Annotated in this window: 15 protein-coding genes; 3 read left to right on the plus strand and 12 right to left on the minus strand. The window is 64.7% G+C overall.

Features of this window, described 5'->3' with window-relative positions:
- Positions 1 to 32: 32 nt before the first annotated feature.
- Together ACP7BH_RS11075 and ACP7BH_RS11080 are read right to left on the minus strand one after the other, a co-directional pair.
- The gene (locus ACP7BH_RS11075; protein WP_425985146.1) at positions 33 to 3,209 is read right to left on the minus strand and encodes a TonB-dependent receptor domain-containing protein; all 3,177 of its coding nucleotides are present in this window, start codon (positions 3,207 to 3,209) and stop codon (positions 33 to 35) included.
- A gap of 312 nt (positions 3,210 to 3,521) precedes the next feature.
- The gene (locus ACP7BH_RS11080) at positions 3,522 to 3,920 is read right to left on the minus strand and encodes a host attachment family protein (protein WP_425985148.1); all 399 of its coding nucleotides are present in this window, start codon (positions 3,918 to 3,920) and stop codon (positions 3,522 to 3,524) included.
- 110 nt (positions 3,921 to 4,030) lie between these two features.
- Between ACP7BH_RS11080 and ACP7BH_RS11085 the strand changes: the two genes are divergently transcribed.
- The gene (locus ACP7BH_RS11085) at positions 4,031 to 4,741 is read left to right on the plus strand and encodes a LamG-like jellyroll fold domain-containing protein (protein WP_425985150.1); all 711 of its coding nucleotides are present in this window, start codon (positions 4,031 to 4,033) and stop codon (positions 4,739 to 4,741) included.
- Between the two features lie 83 nt (positions 4,742 to 4,824).
- Complete coding sequence (locus ACP7BH_RS11090; protein ID WP_425985152.1) at positions 4,825 to 5,637, plus strand: tetratricopeptide repeat protein; 813 nt, start codon at positions 4,825 to 4,827, stop codon at positions 5,635 to 5,637.
- On the opposite strand, the gene ACP7BH_RS11095 is transcribed toward ACP7BH_RS11090, so the two are convergent.
- From ACP7BH_RS11095 to ACP7BH_RS11130, 8 genes are all read right to left on the minus strand, one after another.
- On the minus strand, positions 5,634 to 6,161 hold the full coding sequence (locus ACP7BH_RS11095; RefSeq protein ID WP_425985154.1) for a methylated-DNA--[protein]-cysteine S-methyltransferase: 528 nt from the start codon (positions 6,159 to 6,161) through the stop codon (positions 5,634 to 5,636). The two genes, ACP7BH_RS11090 and ACP7BH_RS11095, sit on opposite strands and share 4 nt — an antisense overlap.
- Positions 6,145 to 7,236, minus strand: coding sequence for a bifunctional transcriptional activator/DNA repair enzyme AdaA (locus ACP7BH_RS11100; protein ID WP_425985156.1), 1,092 nt, complete (start codon positions 7,234 to 7,236; stop codon positions 6,145 to 6,147). The genes ACP7BH_RS11095 and ACP7BH_RS11100 overlap by 17 nt, the downstream gene beginning before the upstream one ends.
- Before the next feature lie 70 nt (positions 7,237 to 7,306).
- A complete protein-coding gene (locus ACP7BH_RS11105) occupies positions 7,307 to 7,516 on the minus strand; it encodes a helix-turn-helix transcriptional regulator (RefSeq protein WP_425985158.1) in 210 nt (69 codons plus the stop codon).
- Complete coding sequence (locus ACP7BH_RS11110) at positions 7,509 to 8,222, minus strand: hypothetical protein (RefSeq protein ID WP_425985160.1); 714 nt, start codon at positions 8,220 to 8,222, stop codon at positions 7,509 to 7,511. The genes ACP7BH_RS11105 and ACP7BH_RS11110 overlap by 8 nt, the downstream gene beginning before the upstream one ends.
- Positions 8,223 to 8,290: 68 nt before the next feature.
- Positions 8,291 to 10,066, minus strand: coding sequence for an SLC13 family permease (locus tag ACP7BH_RS11115; RefSeq protein WP_425985161.1), 1,776 nt, complete (start codon positions 10,064 to 10,066; stop codon positions 8,291 to 8,293).
- 101 nt (positions 10,067 to 10,167) lie between these two features.
- The gene (locus ACP7BH_RS11120; RefSeq protein WP_425985163.1) at positions 10,168 to 11,283 is read right to left on the minus strand and encodes an HAAS signaling domain-containing protein; all 1,116 of its coding nucleotides are present in this window, start codon (positions 11,281 to 11,283) and stop codon (positions 10,168 to 10,170) included.
- 26 nt (positions 11,284 to 11,309) lie between these two features.
- Complete coding sequence (locus tag ACP7BH_RS11125; protein WP_425985165.1) at positions 11,310 to 11,645, minus strand: PadR family transcriptional regulator; 336 nt, start codon at positions 11,643 to 11,645, stop codon at positions 11,310 to 11,312.
- Between the two features lie 147 nt (positions 11,646 to 11,792).
- Positions 11,793 to 14,681: a TonB-dependent receptor plug domain-containing protein gene (locus tag ACP7BH_RS11130; RefSeq protein ID WP_425985167.1), complete on the minus strand. Its 2,889-nt coding sequence runs from the start codon at positions 14,679 to 14,681 to the stop codon at positions 11,793 to 11,795.
- 386 nt (positions 14,682 to 15,067) lie between these two features.
- On the opposite strand from ACP7BH_RS11130, the gene uvrB reads away from it, so the two are divergent.
- Positions 15,068 to 17,434 (plus strand): excinuclease ABC subunit UvrB, encoded by a 2,367-nt coding sequence (gene uvrB / locus ACP7BH_RS11135; protein ID WP_425985169.1) that lies wholly within the window; start codon positions 15,068 to 15,070, stop codon positions 17,432 to 17,434.
- Positions 17,435 to 17,457: 23 nt separating this feature from the next.
- Here the strand turns inward: uvrB and ACP7BH_RS11140 are convergent, their stop codons facing one another.
- Together ACP7BH_RS11140 and ACP7BH_RS11145 are read right to left on the minus strand one after the other, a co-directional pair.
- Entirely contained in the window at positions 17,458 to 18,612 is a 1,155-nt protein-coding gene (locus tag ACP7BH_RS11140; RefSeq protein WP_425985171.1) for a DGQHR domain-containing protein, read from the minus strand.
- A 500-nt stretch (positions 18,613 to 19,112) separates the two neighbouring features.
- A complete protein-coding gene (locus tag ACP7BH_RS11145) occupies positions 19,113 to 19,250 on the minus strand; it encodes a hypothetical protein (protein ID WP_425985173.1) in 138 nt (45 codons plus the stop codon).
- Positions 19,251 to 19,428 lie beyond the last annotated feature (178 nt).

Raw genomic sequence — 19,428 nt, forward strand, 5'->3', positions numbered from 1 at the left:
TCCGGCCGCCGCCCCTCTTTTTCTGACGGTGATCAGAGCTTCTTGTTGAACCGCACGAAGAAATAGCGGCCGCGCGCCGAAACCGGGGTCGCCACCGTGCTGAGGAACGGCTCCTCGTCCGTCAGGTTGTTGACGCCCAGGATCAGGTCGCTCTTGCCGTCGATGTCCCAGGACAGCGAGGCGTCGTGGGTCCAGATCGGATCGTTCCACGGCGCGTCGAAGGACACCGTATTCTCGATCTCGACGCCCGAACGCGTCTGCTTGCTCTGATAGTTCGAGAATAGGCCGGCGGTGAAGTCGCCCACGCTCCAGCGGACGGAGGTGTTGACCACCCACTCGGGCGAGTTCAACTGCTCCTTGACCGGATTGGCCAGGGTTGCATCCGCCACGAACGGGAAGTCGTTGCGATCCTCCAGCCAGGTGCCGCCGACGCCCAGGGCCAGCGAACCCCACTCCGACTTGCCGAACGTACCCAGATCCAGACGATAGACGGCGTTGAAATCGACGCCCGACGCCTCCAGCCCGGCGAAGTTCACCTGGCTCTGCTGCAGATAGTCCAGTCCACCCTGGGTCAGAGAACCGGGACGGTCGTCGCGGCTGAGCAGGGCGCAATACTGGTTGGCGATGCTGGGCGCGTCATAGCAGCTGTTGACGATGTCCTGGGCCGAGACCGACGCAATGGCGTTCTCGATCTTGATGTTCCAGTAGTCGGCCGTCAGCGTGAAGTTCGGGATGAAGCGCGGTTGCAGCACCATGCCCGCGGTCCACGAATCCGAGGTTTCGGCCTGCAGATCGGGGTTGCCGCCGGCGGCGCCGAAGAACTGGGCCGTCAACGGATCTTCGAAGTCGTAGGTGGAGCTGACCGTCACGCCGTAACGGGCCAGATCCGCCCGGCAGTTGGCCTCGCGCGTGCTCGTCCCTTGCGTGATGTTCTCGGCCGAGCAGGGATCGATCGGACGGAAGCCGGTGGTCTGCAAAGGCGTGAACAGTTCGGCGATGTTCGGCGCACGCACGGCCTTGGCCACGCCCCCGCGGAACCGGACGTCGGTCACCGGCGCCCAGACCAGGTCAGCCTTGAAGGTCTCCGTATTGCCGATGTTGCTGTAGTCGCCGAACCGCGCGGCGGTGTTCAGGGTCAGGGTCTTGGCGAACGGCAGGTCAGCCAGCAGCGGGAAGCTGATCTCGACGAACCCTTCCGATACCTCGAACTCACCGGACACGGCGGCCGTGGTGGCGTAGCGGAAGGTCACGCCCTGCTCGTCATAGTCGTTCGGATTGAAGTCGCTCTGTTCCTTGCGATACTCGCCGCCGATGGCGAAGCTGATCGGGCCGCCCGGCAGGCTGAACCAGCGCGAGAGATCGCCGGCCAGGAAGCCCGAGACGACCGTCTGCTGGATCAGGGAGGTGTCGGTCGCCAGCGGCCCGACGAAGGCCGAGGCTTCCGGGCTGACGTTGCCCAGGCCGAACAGGTTCAGCGGGCGGCAATCCGAACCCGCGCCCGGCGTGAAGGTCTGGAACGGGTTCGGCACCGGCCCGCCGAACTCGGGATAGAGGCCCGAAATGGGCGGCGCCGCCGTGGGATCGAGGGTAGAGCGGCAGACCGCCTGGCCGGTCACCGGATCGGTGACGGCGTCGAGAGCGGCGAAGAAGCGGTCCTCCAGCCGCACGGCGAAGGTCGTGTCCCGCTCGGTGCGGCCATAGTTGAACGACAGCTCGTAGTTCCAGCCCAGATCAAGCTCGCCCCGCGTGCCGACCACGGCGCGATAGGTGCGGCGATCGCTGACGGCCTTGGGATCGAAGATGTCGATGTGGTCTCGCGAAAGCGCGATCTGAGCCGTGCCTGCGACGCTGGGGTCGGCCGCGATCTCGGCGTTGACCAGGGCCCTCAGCGCCGCCGGAATGAAGGGGTTGTCCAGCGAGATGGGGATGGAGTCGTCATAGGTGTTGTAGGGGCTGAACGTCGTGCCCTTGTTCCACGACGCATTGATCTCGACGAACGGGTTGAAGAAGGTCGAGAGGTTGTAGTTGGCCGTGAAGCTGACCGAATAGCTCGACTCCTTGGGCAGCAGGCTCTGGTTGTCGAAGACCTGGGCCGCGCCGTCGCCGCCCGACTGGTTGGAGGAGCCGGCATAGAGGCCGTCCTGGAAAGGCCGCAGCTGCCCGGTGACCGGATCGACCGTGTAGCAGCCATAGCCGAGCTGGCCGTTGCGGTTGGTGTTGCAGTCGGCGTTGACCTGCGGATTGGAGAAGAAGCCCGCCGGGTCGGCATAGCCGTCGCCGTCCAGATCGATGCCGATCAGGCCGCTGGTGCTGGAGATCGAGAAGCGGGGGTCGGCGATGAAGGCGCGCGGGGTCGCCGTCTGGGCGCGCGTGATCAGCGACGCATCCGTCCCGACGTAACGCGGCGCGCCGCCCAGCAGGATGGTCCGACCTCGTGTATTGGCCAGGGTGCGGCCTGGAGGCAGGGGATCGCCGACCTGGAAGAAGAGCGCGGGGTTGGTGTAGTCGTCGTAGGTCCCGTTGTTTTTCGAATAGCTGCGATGCCCGTAGTAGAGCTCGGAGCGTTCGTTGCCCTGCACCCCGATCGTGAAGTTGCCGCGCCCATTGTCGAAGTTTCGGCCATGCAGCAGCGAGATATAGAACTCCTCGGCGTCGCCCTCGCCAGACAGGCCGCCCTGCACCGTCATTTCGGTGCCCTCGTAGTCGTCCTTGAGGATGAAGTTGACCACGCCGGTGACCGCGTCGGACCCATAGACGGCGGAGGCGCCGCCGGTCAGGACTTCGACACGCTCGATCAGGCCGGCCGGAATGCTGCTGACGTCCACGGCGGCCGATCCGGGCACGCCGGCGACATAGCGGCGCCCATTGACCAGGGTCAGGGTGCGCTCCGCCCCCATGCCACGCAGGTTCAGGGTCGCGGCGCCGCCATTCGCCTGGGCCGAACTGGTCGAGGATTGCAGCGCCGGGATGCGGTCGAGCAGGTCGGCGACCTGCGTCACGCCCTGGGCCTCTATCGATTGCGCCGTCACCACCTGAACCGGCTGGGCCGCCTGCGTCGCGGCGGTCGCAGACAGGCGCGAGCCCGTGACGACGATCTCATCGACCTCGGACGGCTGGTCCGGCGTAGATTGAGCGAAGGCAGGCGTCGAAATGGCGCCCAGAATCGATCCGCCAAGCAGGATCGAGCGGAAAACCGCTTTTTTATGCATGATTATCCCCAATCATCGCGAGAGGAGTCGCGATGGCTGCAAGGATTTTGCTGCAATGCAGCAGGCGTCAATCGAAGATCAACGAAATGCTGCAACTTTGTGGCAATGCTGTCGCATTTTGACCACAACTACTAACGTGCTGGATGATCGCCAGCTCGTTCTAAGCGCTGAGATTATTTCGCGATTTCATCGCTGTGGACTCACCCGCTGAAACAGAAGGGCCGCATATTGCATTGCGGCGATATGCGGCCCTTTCAAACGCTGGCGACAGGTCGATTGCACATCTGCGATGCAGCGACCGACCGATTTAGGTCACGCCTTGTCGATCGCTGCGGCGATCTGGTCGCTGGAGTGCCCCGTCAGGTCCTTGGCGATTTCGCCGACCAGCTTGCCTTGAAGGTCCTTGTGCCAGTGCTTGCGCAGTTCGCCCAAGGTCTTGGGCGCGGCGATCACCAGCAGTTCGTCGATCTTGTTGGTGACCGACCATTTGTTCAGCACCTCTGCGACCCCCATGGCGAAACCGTCTTCGGCCTGGGTGTCGTTGTCAGGATTGGCCTCATTCGAACGCCGACCGGCCGAGCCGGAAACGCGATCCGCAATGGGGGGATTTTCCAGCGGCGTCAGCTTGATCTCCGAAGCGTTCGTGTTCTTGAACAGGGCCAGCTTTTCGCCGTCGACCACCGCCACCAGCGCGCCATTGGAAAGTTTCATCGTCGATACTCCAGTCTGTAGGGATGCGGATAACGAACCGGAGCGCATGCCGTTGCCTCGCGCGGCTATTCCCATAGTGTCGCGCGACAAAACCGCCGAGAGACCGAGCCATGCCTGACGCCCTGCCCCTGGACCGCCGCCGCCTGATGGCCCTGGGCGCATCGGGCGTCGCGGGCGCGATCCTGCCCGGTTGCGCGACGATGCAGACCGCCGCGCCGCGCCGGACGGTGTGGACTTTTGATCGGTTGGCAGACATCGGCGGGGTCGCGACCAGCGTCGAGGGCGACCCGACCCTGATCGACAGTCCCTATGGTCGCGCGGTGCTGTTCGACGGCGTGGGCGACGCCCTGTTCATCGAGGACCACCCGCTGGCCGGGGCCGAGACCTTCACCTTCGAGGCCCTGTTCCGGCCCGACGGCGGCGCCTTCGAGCAGCGCTGGTTCCACCTCGCCGAAGAGGCGCCTGCCGGCCAGCCGCCGCCCCAGACGCGCTTCCTGTTCGAGATTCGGGTGGTTCGGGACCGCTGGTACCTGGACGCCTTCACGCGCGGCCCCGGCTACAACCACACCCTGATCTTCCCCGAGCGCCTCTACCCTTGCGGCCAGTGGTTCCACGTCGCCCAGACCTTCGACGGCGTCATGTACCGCGCCTATGTCGACGGCGTGCTGCAGGGCGAAAATGCCGTGCCGTTCAAGCCCCAGGGACCGGGTCGCGCCTCGGTCGGCTGTCGCATGAACCGGGTGAACTATTTCAAGGGCGCAGTGCGTCAGGCCCGCTTCACCCACGCCGCCCTGCCCCCCGAACGGTTCACGCGTCGCTGACGGCAGACAGTGCCGGACTAGGCCTCGCCAACCCCCTCAGGTTGCGCCTATTGTCGGAGAACCGAAGGGGAGAGCGGATGATCATGCTGAGGATTCTGGCTGCAGCTCTGGCGCTATCGACGGCCGCCATGGCGACGGCTCCCGCGCCCGCCCTTGCGGCGGCCGCCGCCGACACACCGCAAATGTCGCGACAGGAACGCCAGGATCACGACCTCTTCGTTCAGGCCAACGCCGAGTTTCAACGCCGGGGCTATCCCGCGCTCGCCCACCGCCTTCCGGCGCTTCGCCAGGCGCTGGACCGGATGCCTGCGGACTATGGCCAATTGGTCGAGCAATCAGGTCAGCATGTGGTCAGGGTCACCGATCCGGGCGACGTGCTGATCATGATGATCGGCCTGTCCGCAGCCGCCGCCAAGGACGGCGGAAACGCCAAGGGCGCCACGGCGCTGCCGAACGTCTATGGCGACATCGCGCTGATGCTCGCCTCGGAGGCGGTCGAGGCGCGTCGCTATGACGAGGGCATCGCCTATCTGGATCGCGTGCTGAAGGTCCAGCCGAAGAACTGGCTGTTGCTCGTTGAAAAGGCCGCCGCCCTGCAGGGGTTGGCGCGTTGGAACGACGCCCTGGCCCTGGCGGACGCCGCCTTGGCTGACAACGACATGCTGATGGTTCTTCATCGCGGCCCGTTCCATCGCCGGCGCGGCTTCAGCCTGATCGAACTGGATCGACTGGACGAGGCCAAGGCCGCCTACGAGGCCGCACTCGAAATCGATCCCGAGGACGCAAACGCCAAGCGTGAACTGGACTATATCGCACAGCTGAAGGCCGGCGCCCCGCCGACCGCCCATCAGGTGATCTCTCCCCTCTCGCCGACGCCTCCACCGCCGACCAGCTAAAGCAACCGCCCGCCCGCCTCGTGCGCCAGCAGCCAACGCTTGCGCTCCAGCCCGCCGGCATAGCCGGTCAGCGTCCCGTTCGCCCCGATCACGCGGTGGCAGGGCACGATGACCCCGACCGGGTTCGCGCCATTGGCCAGACCGACCGCCCGCACCGCCTTGGGCGCGCCGATCGCGGTCGCCAGCTGGCCGTAGGTGCGCGTCTCGCCGGCGGGAATATCCCGCAGGGCCCGCCAGACGGCGCGTTGGAAATCCGTGCCGCCGGTCTTCACCTCGACAGCGTCGAAGGCGGTCAGGTCTCCGCCGAACCAGGCCTCGACGGCCTGACGCACCGGCTGCGGCGCCCGGCCTTCGGTCAGGACGACCTCGCCATAGTGACGACGCAGCAGCAGTCGCAGCCGCGCCTCATAGTCGTGGAAATCCAGCGCCCGCACCGCGCCGTCCGCATCGGTGACGACCAGCACCTCGCCCACCGGCGAAGGGATTCGGTCCAGGGTCAGATGCATCTCAGGCTGCTTTGTCATCTCGCCGCTCCTCGATCAGGGTCCAGTACAGGGCGCCATAGGCCCGCCACGGCCGCCACTGCTCCGCGCGCGCCATCAAGGCCGCATCCGTCGTCGTCAGCCGATCGCTGGGCGCATCCTCGCCCGCGTCGATCCAGTCGCCCGCCGGCCGCAGTCCCGGCCGGGCCTCGACGGCCGCTCGCAGGACGGGATCGGCCGACAGGTCGCGCGTGATCGCCTCGGGATCGGCGGCGAGATCGAACACCCGCCGCACACGCGCCAGAACGCCGGGCAAGGCCGTCAGCTCGCCGACCCGCACCTCGACCGCCGCCCTGCCCATGGCGGCGGGGCGCACCGTCACAGACCCGTCCGTGCCATCCACGTCGATGCGCAGCCGCCGGGTCCAGACACCATCGACCACCGCCTCGTCCGCGACGCCGCGCATCGCCAGCGTCGTCATCATGGCGGCCCAGTCATAGGGGGGCCGGTAGGACAGGTTGATCTTGATCACCCCGCCCGGCTCGCCCTCGACCTTGCGTCGGCGCAGGTCCGACGGCGCGCGGCCGTAGAGGGCCTGGAATGTCTCATTGAACCGTCGCACGCTGCCGAAGCCGGAAGCCATCGCCACCTCCGCCATCGACAGGTCGCTTTCGTGGATCAGTTGTTTGGCCAGCAGCACGCGCCGCGTCTGGGCCACGCTGACCGGGGCGGCGCCCAGGTGCTGGCGGAACAGGCGGCGCAGTTGCCGCTCGCCCATGCCCAGCCGGGTCGCCAGCGCCTCCGCATCGCCCCTATCCAGCGCGCCCGCCTCGATCATGGCCAGCGCCCGGCTGACCGTATTCGACGTGCCCCGCCAGGCGCCCATTTCGGGCGCGGTCTCGGGCCGACACCGCAGGCAGGCCCGAAGCCCCGCCTCCTCGGCCGCCGCCGCCGTCGGATGAAAGACCACATTTTCCCGCTTCGGCGTGCGCGCCGGACAGACCGGCCGGCAATAGATCCCGGTCGAGGTCACGCCGGTGAAGAAACGCCCGTCGAAGCGGGCGTCCCGCGCCACGACGGCGCGCCAGCAGGCGTCCTGATCCAGGGGCTGTTCCATGGGGACAGGATGCCCCCGCCGCCTCGCCATGTCTCGCGGTTTTCGGACATGGATCGGATCGGGGATCGGATCAGTCCTTCAGGAAGAACAGCGCCTCCACCGTCGTGTCCAGCGCCCGCGCCAGTTCCAGCGCCAGGACGGTGGAGGGCACGAAGACGCCGTTCTCGACCGTATTGATGGTCTTGCGCGAGACGCTCGCCTTGTCGGCCAGCCCCTGCTGGGTCAGGCCCGCGGCAGTGCGCAGTTCCTTGAGCCGTGACCCCAGTCGCGGATCACCCATCGCGGCCGGCCTCTCGGTCCAGCCAGGCGAACCGCAACCCCGCCGATGCACCGCCCAGCGCCAGCACATAGGGCAAGGCCATCACGCCATAGTCCGCGCGCCACAGCCCCAGACCCAAGGCCACGGTCACGCCGCTCATCAGCACGACGAAGGCCAGGATCATCGACTGCGCCCGCATCACCTGGGTCAGTTCATCCTCCAGCAGGCGGCGGTTCTTCTTTGCATGCCAGTCCCACCCCATGACCAGCACGGGGATCAGCCAGCCGTACAGGACCGGCAGCAGGATCTGGACGTAGGCGCCGAGGTTATGGTCCCCGCCCAAGACACGCTGCACGGCGCTGTGGGCCTGGGCCATGAACAGCAGCAGCACGGCGGGGTAGATCACCAGCTGTTGGGTCCGCGCGCGTTGAAACTTGTCGCGCTGGGCGCCCTCGCCGCTCGTCGCCATATCGATCGGTCGGCCTGGCCGCCCAAACCAGGCCAAGATCGACCCGATGAGGACCACAGCAAAGCCCATGCCTGCCACCACGCCGGCGGCCGTCGCCTGATCCCCCTCCGTCCCAAAAAGGATCGCGAAGCCCGTTCCGCCGGCCAGCGCGACGGCGCCGACGACCGCCATGACGATCCCGCTCCACCAGCACCTGCCGCGTTCCGTCTTCATCTGCCGAACCACAGCCCCGGCGTAACCGCTTTCGTCATTGCTCATGACATCCTCCTGAAGTAACCTTGAGGTAACATATCACCTATAGGTTACACGCCGTCAAGAGGCGATCGTCACATGGGCCAGAACAGCAGGATCATCGGCGGCCCGATGACCAATACCAGCAGGCTCAACGGCGCACCCAGCTTCGGATAGTCCGAGAATTTGTAGCCGCCTGGCCCCATGACCATGGTGTTGCATTGGTGTCCGATGGGGGTCAGGAAGTCGCACGCGGCCCCCACCGCAACCGCCATCAGGAAGGGGTCGGGCCGATGACCCAACTGCTGGGCCAGAACACCGGCGATGGGCGCCACGACCAGCACCGTGGCGGCGTTGTTCAGGAAGGGCGTGACCGCCATCGACACGGCCATCATCCCCGCCACGGCGACCACCGGCGGGATGCCGTCGAACAGCGCTTTCAGATGGCTGGCGATCAGGTCGGCCCCGCCGGTCTGCTGGATGGCGTCGGACACGGGGATCAGCGCCGCGATCAGGACCAGCAACGGCCCGTCCAACGCCGCATAGGCGTCCCGCATCCGCAAGCCGCCCAGGGCCACGATCACAACCGCCGCGCCGAAGAAGGCGATGGCCACGGGAAGAATGCCGAACCCCACCATCACCATCGCCGCCGCCAGCACCACCGCCGGCAGGTACTTGCGTCGCTTGCCGCCCAGCCGCACCTCGCGCTCGGCCAGCGGCAGCAGCTGCAGTTCGGCCAGCACCTTGGGCAAAGCCGCCTCTGACCCCTGCAACAGGAGCACATCGCCGGCCTGCAACTTGGCCGTCCGCAGATGCTGGGTCAGTTCATAACCGCTGCGCGACACGCCCAACAAATTGAGCCCGTGCTGGCCGTAGAGGTCCAACTGCCGCACCGACTGGCCGGTGAGCGGAGACTCGGCGCCCACGACCGCCTCGACCAGATGCACCTCGTCCTTGGCCTGTTCCAGCAGGACGGGCCGGTCCCCGCGCACCAGCTTCAGCTTCGTCGCGTCAATGAAACCCTCCAGCGCCTCATGGTCGCCCTTCAGCAGCAGGGTGTCGCCGGCCTGGACCTGGGTGTTCCCGCGAGGCCGCGTGCGTCGCTTTCCGTTGCGGATCAGGGCCATCACCTTGATCGCATCGGGCGCCATGGCCGACAGGGCGGTGATGGTGGTGCGGTCGAACGTCCAGCCGTCAGGCACGCGCGCCTCGGTCAGATAGGCGTTGGCCGACAAGGCGGCGGACAGTCCCAGCGTGCCCGTTCGATCCTTGGGCAACAGCCGATAGCCGAACGCCAGAAACACCAGCGCCGCCGCCGTCAGCGCCAGACCGACGGGCGCATAGTCGAACATCTGGAACGGCTGGCCGACGATGTCCTGACGCACCTCTGCGACCAGGATGTTGGGCGAGGTGCCCACCAGGGTCACCATGCCGCCCGCCATGGCGCCGAAGGCCATCGGCATCAGCAGCCGCGACTGCGGCGTGCCCGTTCTTCGCGACACCTGAAGCGCCACCGGCATCATGATGGCCAGGGCGCCGACGTTCTTGGTCACCATGGACAGCAGGGTCACCGCCGTGGTCAGCACCGGAACTTGGCTGCGTTCCGTCTTCAGGTGCGGCAGGACCCGCTTCAGCGCCATCTCGACGATGCCGGACCGGGCGAAGGCCGCCGAAACAATCAGGGCGCAGGCGATGATGACTGTCACGTCGTTGGCGAAGCCCGCGAACGCGTCCTCCGCCGGGATCACGCCGACGGCCAGCCCCGCGACCAGCGCCGCCAGCGCCACCAGATCATAACGGAAGCGGCCCCAGATGAAGGCCGCCACCGTCAGGCCCACCAGGCCGAACGCCAAACCCTGTTGTAATGTCACGCGATAACCCAGCCCCGATGCGGTCCAGAACGGCGCCGCTTGGCCCCAACGGCGCAACCGCCTGAAGGTTCAGCCCCTCCCGTCGCGGAAAGGGCTGTTTTTCAGCGACCCACGATCAGGCGCGCTCCTGCCCGTACCACCCGGACCACCTCTGCGGCGAAGGCCCAGACCACCACGACCATCAGGATCGTCGCCACCCCGCCCACGTCCTCGCCCGAGCGGCCGATCAGCACCCGCACCCGCTCCACGAAGTCGGTCGCCGTTCCGACCCAGATCAGCGGCGACAACGCCGACCAGAACCAGACCCACAGCAGCCCCCAGGCCGCCGCGATCCCGAACGCCAGATCGCCCAGCGCCGTCAGCCGCACGTTTCCGCCCGACGCCGCCCGCATCAGGTCGAACCCGACACGGCAGGCCGCGAACAAGGCGACCGGCCAATAGGCGGCGCGCACCATCTCGCCCAGGATCCGCCCGTAATCGACGCCGTCGACGACGCCCGCCAGATCCTCTGGCCGGATCGGCGCGACCTGAAGCAGGCCCGTCCACCACAGCAGCACCACGGCCCAGCCGATGGCGCTGGCCACAGCCCGGGCCACTGGCGACATCTCGGCGCTCTTGCGCACCTCGGCGCCGGGCTTGGCGTCGGGTTTGGCCTTGGACGAAGACCAGTCGCCGCGCGCCAGCTTCTGGCCCCACTGTTCGGCGTCGAAATCGCCGCCCAGTTCGAACATGCCCAGATCCTTGACCCGCCATCTGGCGATGAAGTCCGGCTTCTTCTCCTGGCGTTCCAGAATGAAGCCGGCGACGGTCAGCAGGCCGACGATGGTCACGGCCCCGCTGAACAGGCTGGCGATCCCCTGCCCGATCGCCTGGCCCACATAGACGTCGCCGACCAGCACACGAACCGCCAGCCCGATCAGGGTCACGCACGCCATGACCGTCAGCCCGACCTTCACCCCGAACATCCACCAGGGATAGAGCTCCGGCCCGATCAGCGCCTGCGGGCCTGATCGATAGCGCGCCGCCACCGTCAGGGGATGCCCGACCTCGCGTAGCAGGGCCTCGACCTCGTCGTCGCTGGGCGCACGACCCAGGCGCGCCTCCAGCGCATCGATCCGCCCCATGATCTCGTCGCGCAGCTCGGCGACGATGTCGTCGCGACTGTCCTTGGGCAACTGCGCCGCCAAGGTCTTCAGATAACGTTCGACGAGGTCCATGCCCGTCTCTCCCTCTTTCCCGGTGTTCACAGCATCTTCTCCAGCGAGGCCGACAGGCCGCGCCATTCGGTCGCGAGCCGCGCCAGCATCGCCTCCCCGCGCGGCGACAGGCGATAGAACCGCTTCCTGCGCCGCTCCTCCTCGCGCCACTCGCTGTCCAGCAGCCCCTGGCTCTCCAGCCGGCGCAGCAGCGGATACAGGGTGCTCTCCTCCATCTCGACCCCCGCCTCGCCCAGGGCGACCCGCAGCGAATAGCCGTATTGTTCGCGCCTCAGGCTCGCCAGCACGGCAAGGATCAACGACCCCCGCCGTAGCTCCAGCCGCAAGCTCTCGAACAGCAGCGCCTCATCGTTCTCGCTCACGCGCCATCTCCGTGCGTCACATAGTGTATGACATACAGTGTATGCGGCATACTGTGTGTGAGAGTCAAGCGGTCGCGCTTTGACACCAAAGAAAAAGGGCGGCGGACCGATGTCCGCCGCCCTTAGTCAGTCGCCCTGATGTCGTGGTTAGAACGACTTGGTCAGGTTTACGAAGGCCGTGCGGCCCAGGTAGTCGTAGCCCGAATACAGCGGGGCGTTGCCGACCCGGTTATATACGCCCGACGAGATGGTCGGCGGGTTGTCATTGAACAGATTGCGAACGCCGAGCGTAGCGGTCCAACCGTCGGACGCATACTGGACCGAGGTGTTGTGCAGCCAGTAGTCGTCGGTCGCCAGGTCGTAGTCCGAAGTCGCCGGATCTTCGCCATAGTACTCGTAGCTGTCTGTGCCCTGGATCCATTCGACGCCGTAACGCACGCGCCACTTGTCCCAGGCGTAGGAAACGTCGGCCGTTCCGGTGAACTCCGGATTGTTGATCATGCCGGTGAAGTCTTCCAGCGGATCTTCGGCGAACAGCTTGCTCGAGATTTCCGTGTACTGCGTCACAGCCAGGTTGAACAACGCCGTTCCGGGACCGACATCCTTGCGATAACGCACGGTGTAGTCGAGGCCCTTCACGTTGTCGGTGGCCAGGTTGATGTAGCTGTCCTGGACCGTCAGGCTGTTATCGACCGTGCTGCGGGTAACCAGCCGGCAGAAGCCGTTGTCGGCGGCGAAGTCGGCGGGGTTTGAATCGTAGCAGCGGGTCAGGATTTCGCCAGCACCGGTGCGCGAGACGCCATTGTCGACTTCGATCTCGTAATAGTCGACGGCGAAGGACAGATCACCCCAGGACGACGGCAGAGGCGGCTGAAGCACCAGACCGACCGTCATGTTAGTCGAGGTTTCGGCCGACAGACCGGCATCGGCGCCGCCCGAAGTGACGACACGAATGCTGGTGACCGACTGGAAGTCGCCCGGCAGGCTCTGCGCGGTGCAGTTGGCGACCCGGTTCGGATTCACGTTCGGCGCGCCGTAGTTGTTGCAGCTATCCAGGGTGTTGGACTGGAAGCCGGTCGTTGCGCCCACGAACTGCTCGAACAGGGCGGGTGCGCGATACGACGTGCCGTAGGTGCCGCGAACCGTAACCCAGTCGATCGGACGATAGACCAGCCCAATCTTGTAGGTCGTGTCGTCGCCGTAGGAGTCATAGTCCGTATAGCGGAACGAACCGTTCAGCGTCAGCTCCTTGGCGAACGGCATATCCGCCATGATGGGCGCTTCGATCTCGCCGAAGACCTCCTTCACCGAGTCCGAACCGCGCGTAATGGCCGAGGTCGAGAAGTTGTAGGTGTTGCCCAGTTGGCTATCGAGACCCGGCGTGTCGTCGATTTCCGATTCACGCCATTCGGCGCCGAAGAAGCCCATCACGCGGCCAGCAGGCAGGCTGAACAGCGGACCGTCGATGCCGAAGCTGACGACCTTCTCGGTGAACTCGGTCGTGCCGGTCACCGGACGGAACACGTAATCGACCCAGTTCTGAGGCAGAACGCCGCCGATGGTCTGAGTGTTCAGTACGGGCGCGGCGACGCAGCCGGGGTTGGCGCCCAGTTGAGCGCACTGGAACTGGCCCGGCGCAGTCTGGACGACATCCAGGGTCTCGATCAGCCGATCCGTCAGGAACTGCTCGCTGGTGTAGGTCGATTTGGAGCGCGAGTAGCTGAACGATGCGTCGTAGCGCCATTCGGGGATGAAGAAGTTGCCCTTGATGCCTGCGACGTAGCGGCCGAAATCGACCTCCTGCTCGGAGTAGTCGTTGCCAAAGCCGATGAAGGCGCGGACGCCGACGTTCTGACCCTTGTTCAGGCCCTGATCGGCGAAGGCGACGCTCCCCTGAAGATTAGCCGGGATCAGCGGGCTGCCGACGGCATAGTCCAGCGCCAGTTGGCGGTAACCGGTCTGCGAAGACTTGCGACGGTTGAACAGGGCTTCACCGTAGATTTCGGCATCGCCAAGCGCCTGCAGCTGATAGCCGGCTTCGCCGTACAGGGTGGTGATCTCGACCGGCGAGATCAGCGACTCGTTCAGCATGCGATCTTCAAAGGTGTCGCGCACGTTGACGTCATTGGCGCCGCCGCCGACGCCTTCGAAGCCGACCAGACCGGTGCTGACGGCGGAGTTCGGACGCCAGCGGTTGAAGGTGGAGCCGACCGCACCCGCGGCGGGGACGCCGGCCAGAGTACCGGTGCCGATGGTGTTGATGGTGACGCCGTTCGAGCCGGTCGTGGTGATCGGATAGCATTTCGACTGGCCGGTCAGCGGGTCGATATAGTCCTGGCCGTTGCGGAAGCCGTCCGTCTGGCAACGCGTGAACTCACGGTCGCGCAGGGTCAGTTCGTCGCGCTCGTAGCGCTCGACCGAGCCGGCGGCGCGCCAGCGGTCGCCGCTGGTTCCGGCCGTCAGCGACAGACGGGTCGAACCGCCCGCGCCATTGGCTTCCAGCGGCTCGTTGCGCTGGCCTTCGATCGTCACACCGTCGATGTTCTTGCGGGTCTGGATGTTGACCACGCCGGCGACGGCGTCGGAGCCGTAAACCGAGGAGGCGCCGTCGCGCAGGATTTCGACGCGATCGATCATCGCGGTCGGCAGCACGTTCAAGTCGGCAGCGCCGACCGAACCTCGCGAACCAGCCGGCGAAACGCGACGACCGTTCAGAAGAACCAGGGTGCGGCTGGGCGACATGCCGCGCAGGCCGATGGTGTTGGCGCCGGGGCCGCCATCGGTGACGTAGCCGCCGTAGGAGTTGTTGATCTGCGAGGTGCCGCCGGTGACGGCCGTGCTTTGCAGCGCTTCGGTCGTCGAGGCGAAGCCTTGAAGCGTGGCTTCTTCACGCGTCACGACCTGGGTCGGCGACGGCGCATTGTAGTTGTCGCGGCGAATGCGCGAACCGATGACGACGATCTCATCGACGGTTGAAGCTTCACTGGATTGTGAAACGGCAGCATCCTGTGCTGCAGCGATGGATGGAGCAAACATCGCAAGCGATGCTGTAACAATTCCGCCGACCACGGTCGACGCAAGGAGATGATTCTTACGGTTACGCATACGCCTCATTCACAATCTGTATTGACACGATACTTAACGAAACCCGCATATCGCAGGTATGTATCACCGATATACGTAATATATCGATTGTGTGACAGCCCTAGGCGCAATGCGGACGCATCACAACTGAAAAAAGTCATGGCTGCGTCGACAACACGGTTGAATTGCGCGCGAAATGCCGCAGTTCTGGCCAAAATGAGCATTAACTTGTTACATCACGCCGTTTGTCGAAAAGTTTTATCCCAACATTCGAGATGCAACGGCTTGCAGCCCCACACGCTATGGCGAGACCTGCCAGCACTCACTAAGTTCTGTTCATGAACCGTTCTTCGACGCCGAAGCCCGCCGCCGCCAAGCCGGTCAAGCCCGTTCACGTGCCCAATCCGGGCGTTCAGGAGGCGTCGGCGCAGTTCGTGCGGGACACGGGCCAGAAGGGGGGCAAGCCGGCCAAGGCCATGCCGATGTTCGCCCCCGTCACCGGCCCGCGCCTGACGCCGGAAGAGCCCATCGCGGCCCCCGCCGACTGGGTGCCGCACCGCCCCTCGCACGAGGGCAAGAAAAAAGGCGGGCGCTTCCGGCTGGAGACGAAGTACACCCCCGCCGGCGACCAGCCCGCCGCCATCGCCGAACTGGTGGCCCAGGCCGAGGCGGGTGACCGGGATCAGGTGCTGCTGGGCGTCACCGGCTCGGGCAAGACCTTCACCATGGCCAAGGTGATCGAACAGACCCAGCGCCCGGCCCTGATCCTGGCCCCGAACAAGACGCTGGCGGCCCAGCTCTATTCCGAGTTCAAGAGCTTCTTCCCCGACAACGCCGTCGAATATTTCGTCAGCTACTACGACTACTATCAGCCGGAAGCTTACGTTCCGAGAACCGACACCTACATTGAGAAGGATTCGTCGATCAACGAGCAGATCGACCGGATGCGGCACTCGGCTACTCGGGCGATACTAGAACGGGAAGATGTCATCGTCGTGGCGTCGGTGTCCTGCATCTACGGCATCGGGTCGGTGGAGACCTATACGGCGATGACGTTCACGCTGAAGGTCGGGGACCAGATCGATGAGGGCAAGCTGCGGGCGGATCTGATCGCGTTGCAGTACAAGCGCAACGACCTGAACTTCGACCGGGGCATGTTCAGGAAGCGCGGGGACGTGATCGAGATCTTCCCGGTCCACTTGGAAGATCGCGCCTGGCGCATCAGCCTGTTCGGGGATGAACTGGAGGCGATCCAGGAGTTCGATCCCCTGACCGGCAAGAAGACCGCCGACCTGACCGAGATCACCGTCTACGCCGCCAGCCACTATGTGACGCCGCGCCCGACGCTGAACCAGGCCACCAGCGGCATCAAGGCCGAGCTGAAGGAGACGCTGGACTGGATGGTCGAGAACGGCAAACTGCTGGAGGCGCAACGCCTCGAACAACGCACCCGCTTCGACCTGGAGATGATGGAGGCCACCGGCAGCTGCGCCGGCATCGAGAACTATTCCCGCTGGCTGACCGGCCGCGCGCCGGGCGAGCCGCCGCCGACCTTCTTCGAATACATCCCCGACAACGCCCTGCTGTTCGTGGACGAGAGCCACGTCACCATCGGCCAGATCAACGGCATGTTCCGGGGCGACTACCGCCGCAAATCCACCCTGGCGGAATACGGCTTCCGCCTGCCCTCCTGCATCGACAACCGCCCGCTGAAGTTCGAGGAATGGGAGGCCATGCGCCCCCAGACGGTGCACGTCAGCGCCACCCCCGGCCCGTGGGAGATGGAACAGGCCGGCGGCGTCTTCGTCGAACAGGTCATCCGCCCCACCGGCCTGATCGACCCGCCGGTCGAGATCCGCCCCGTCTCGGGCAAGACCCGCAACCAGGTCGACGACGTCATCGACGAGGTCAAGGCGACGACGGCCAAGGGCTACCGCAGCCTGGTCACCACCCTGACCAAGAAGATGGCCGAGGACCTGACCGAATATATGCACGAACAGGGGGTGCGCGTCCGCTACATGCACTCCGACGTGGACACGCTGGAGCGGATCGAGATCCTGCGCGACCTGCGACTGGGATCGTTCGACTGCCTGATCGGCATCAACCTGCTGCGCGAGGGGCTGGACATCCCCGAGTGCGGCCTGGTCGCCATCCTGGATGCGGACAAGGAGGGCTTCCTGCGCTCCGAGACCTCATTGATCCAGACCATCGGCCGCGCCGCGCGCAACGTGGACGGCCGCGTCATCCTGTACGCCGACCGCATGACCGGCAGTATGGAGCGCGCCATCGCCGAGACCGACCGCCGCCGCGAACGCCAGGTCGCCTACAACACCGAACACGGCATCACCCCCGAGAGCGTCAAGCGCGACATCAAGGAGATCATGGCCAGCCCCTATGAGTCGCGCGAGATGGACCGGATCACCCGGCCCGGCGTGGCCGAGGCCTCCAAACCCTTCGTCGGCTCCAACTTCCAGGCCGCCCTGCGCGACCTGGAAGGCCGCATGCGCGAGGCCGCCTCCAACCTGGAGTTCGAAGAAGCCGGCCGCCTGCGCGACGAGATCAAGCGCATGAAGCTGATGGACCTGGAGTTCGCCAACGAAGCCCTGACCGGCGCGGGGGAAGAGGTGGACAAGTCGGCGCCCAAGCGATGGCGCGCGGATGCGGCAGCGGAGGCGCAGGAGCGCTTCAGGAAGGGGCGGCTGTAGGGCGAACTCAACCGCGAGTTCAGTTACTGGATTGAGATTTTCGGTAGCAATGATTGTATCTTGGCTATCAGAACCCTTCTACCGGCGCTGCTAGAGTAAGACCCTGCGGCACCGCGAGGTGCTGCGCGCCAAAAGTCTAGGCCCACCACGGCGTTTCCAGAAGAATCGTCGCCTTGTAATCTCTCCAGAGCGTCACCGAGAACCCTCGTGTAAGTTTCACCTTCGGTGAGCGGAAGTCCTTGTGATCGGGCGATCTCTACGACTTGCATCAGAAGAGTATGCATGACAATGACGCCAATTCCCTTCTGAAGCGAAAAATCCTTAGGTTGGTCAAATGCCTCAGGAAATACTCCTCGAATGCCTTTCCAATACGCGTCTATGATCTTGAGCTGCTGATCATCAGTGAGAGCCTTGAAATACCCAGAGCTCAGTACTGATTTCAGTGAAGTGACCATAGATGCGGACGGCATCACGGTGTCGCCCTTATCCATGGACGCAAACCTGATCCTGCTTCTCCAAACAGGACTCTCTTCGCTCAACCTCCTCACAATTCCCTGAGCATAGACCTGCCAATCTTGGCCGCGCTCAACCAAGGAGGCCATCACACCCGGATCTTGCGCACGCTTGTAGAGCAGTTCGTGTGCGAGATCGGTTCGGACCGATTTGGCTTTTGAATTGACGAGATAGAACTGTTCCATCTCCTCATCTTCGTCTGCACCTATCATGCAGGTGAATGGAATTTGGTATCCTGACCAATAATCACTATCGACCTCGTTGATAAGTTTTTCGAGGGCAAGGACTCTATGCTGGCCATCTACTACATAAAAACGAGCTTCGCTCTCGGCGATAGCTTTCAGATTTAGCGTTCCACCTTTTATGTATCGAATCGAATCTTTATTTCTAAGATTTAGCAGGACAGAAGTAGGCAGATCTACTCGCTTTTTACGAAGATCTACGGCCAGCTCGTTAACTCGCGTGCCTTGCGGAAGCCGTTGGTATCCGCGGCCCGTTCGGGGGTCGAGATGGGGGATGTGGTACTTGTCAGGGATAAGAGATCCCGCAGGAATGAAGCCCGACACTAGCTGCACATCGGCTCTGACAAGGAAGGGGCCCATCACAACGGGAATTTCCGCCGGAGCGGCAAACTTCGAGCCGGGCACTGCTGGTCGCCTGAACATTGTCATCTCCTTCGTCCGAACAGTCTGGCGGGGGATCGCTAACAACACAAGATCCGAATAACCTGATCCACAAATGGGGATCCAAATATGCGGATCCGATAATTTTTGCTGGACATCTGGTTTGGTTACCAATACGAAAAGGGCGGGCCAGTTTCCTGGCCCGCCCTGAAGTCCGCGGCTGTAGTCTAACGGCACTACCGCTCGGCTGACGCCGCTCTGACTTGCTGTTGCAAGCCTAAGTTAGTCGGTTTCACGGGGGTTTTCAATCGCCGTGGAGACTAAACTGCTATGCCTATTGGAACCACAGCCAAGACCGGGGCGCGCTGCCCGGAAAGCGGAATCTGGAAGGTGCTCGGTACGCCATCGACCACCGCTCCTATCGCCAAGACCAACGTCATGCCCCCGTATGGCGGTAAGGCTGTTACGTGGTCGCTGATCCAGCGCGCCTAGTAACGACTAGAAACGAACGAGAGGCAGCCGTCACGGCTGCCTCTTTTTGGTTAAACCAACTCCACCTTCAACACGCGCGCCGCATGGCTGAGCGGATGCAGCGTCACGTTCGACGCCTCCGGGTCGAGGACGCGGTTCAGTTGGGCGCGGCTGGTCTTTCTCTCGGCGGCCATGGTTGAGCGGGTCAAGCCCATGACCTTCATCGCCGTTCTGATCCCTTCTCCCCTTGCGGGAGAAGGTGGCAGCCGAAGGCTGACGGATGAGGGGTCGCGCGGGCGAAGACGATGGGCTGCTGGGCGTGCGGACCGAACTTCAGGCGTCAGTGTGACCCCTCATCCGGCCCTGCGGGCCACCTTCTCCCGCAGG

Source organism: Brevundimonas sp. TWP2-1 (genome assembly GCF_049897645.1).
Lineage (GTDB): Bacteria > Pseudomonadota > Alphaproteobacteria > Caulobacterales > Caulobacteraceae > Brevundimonas.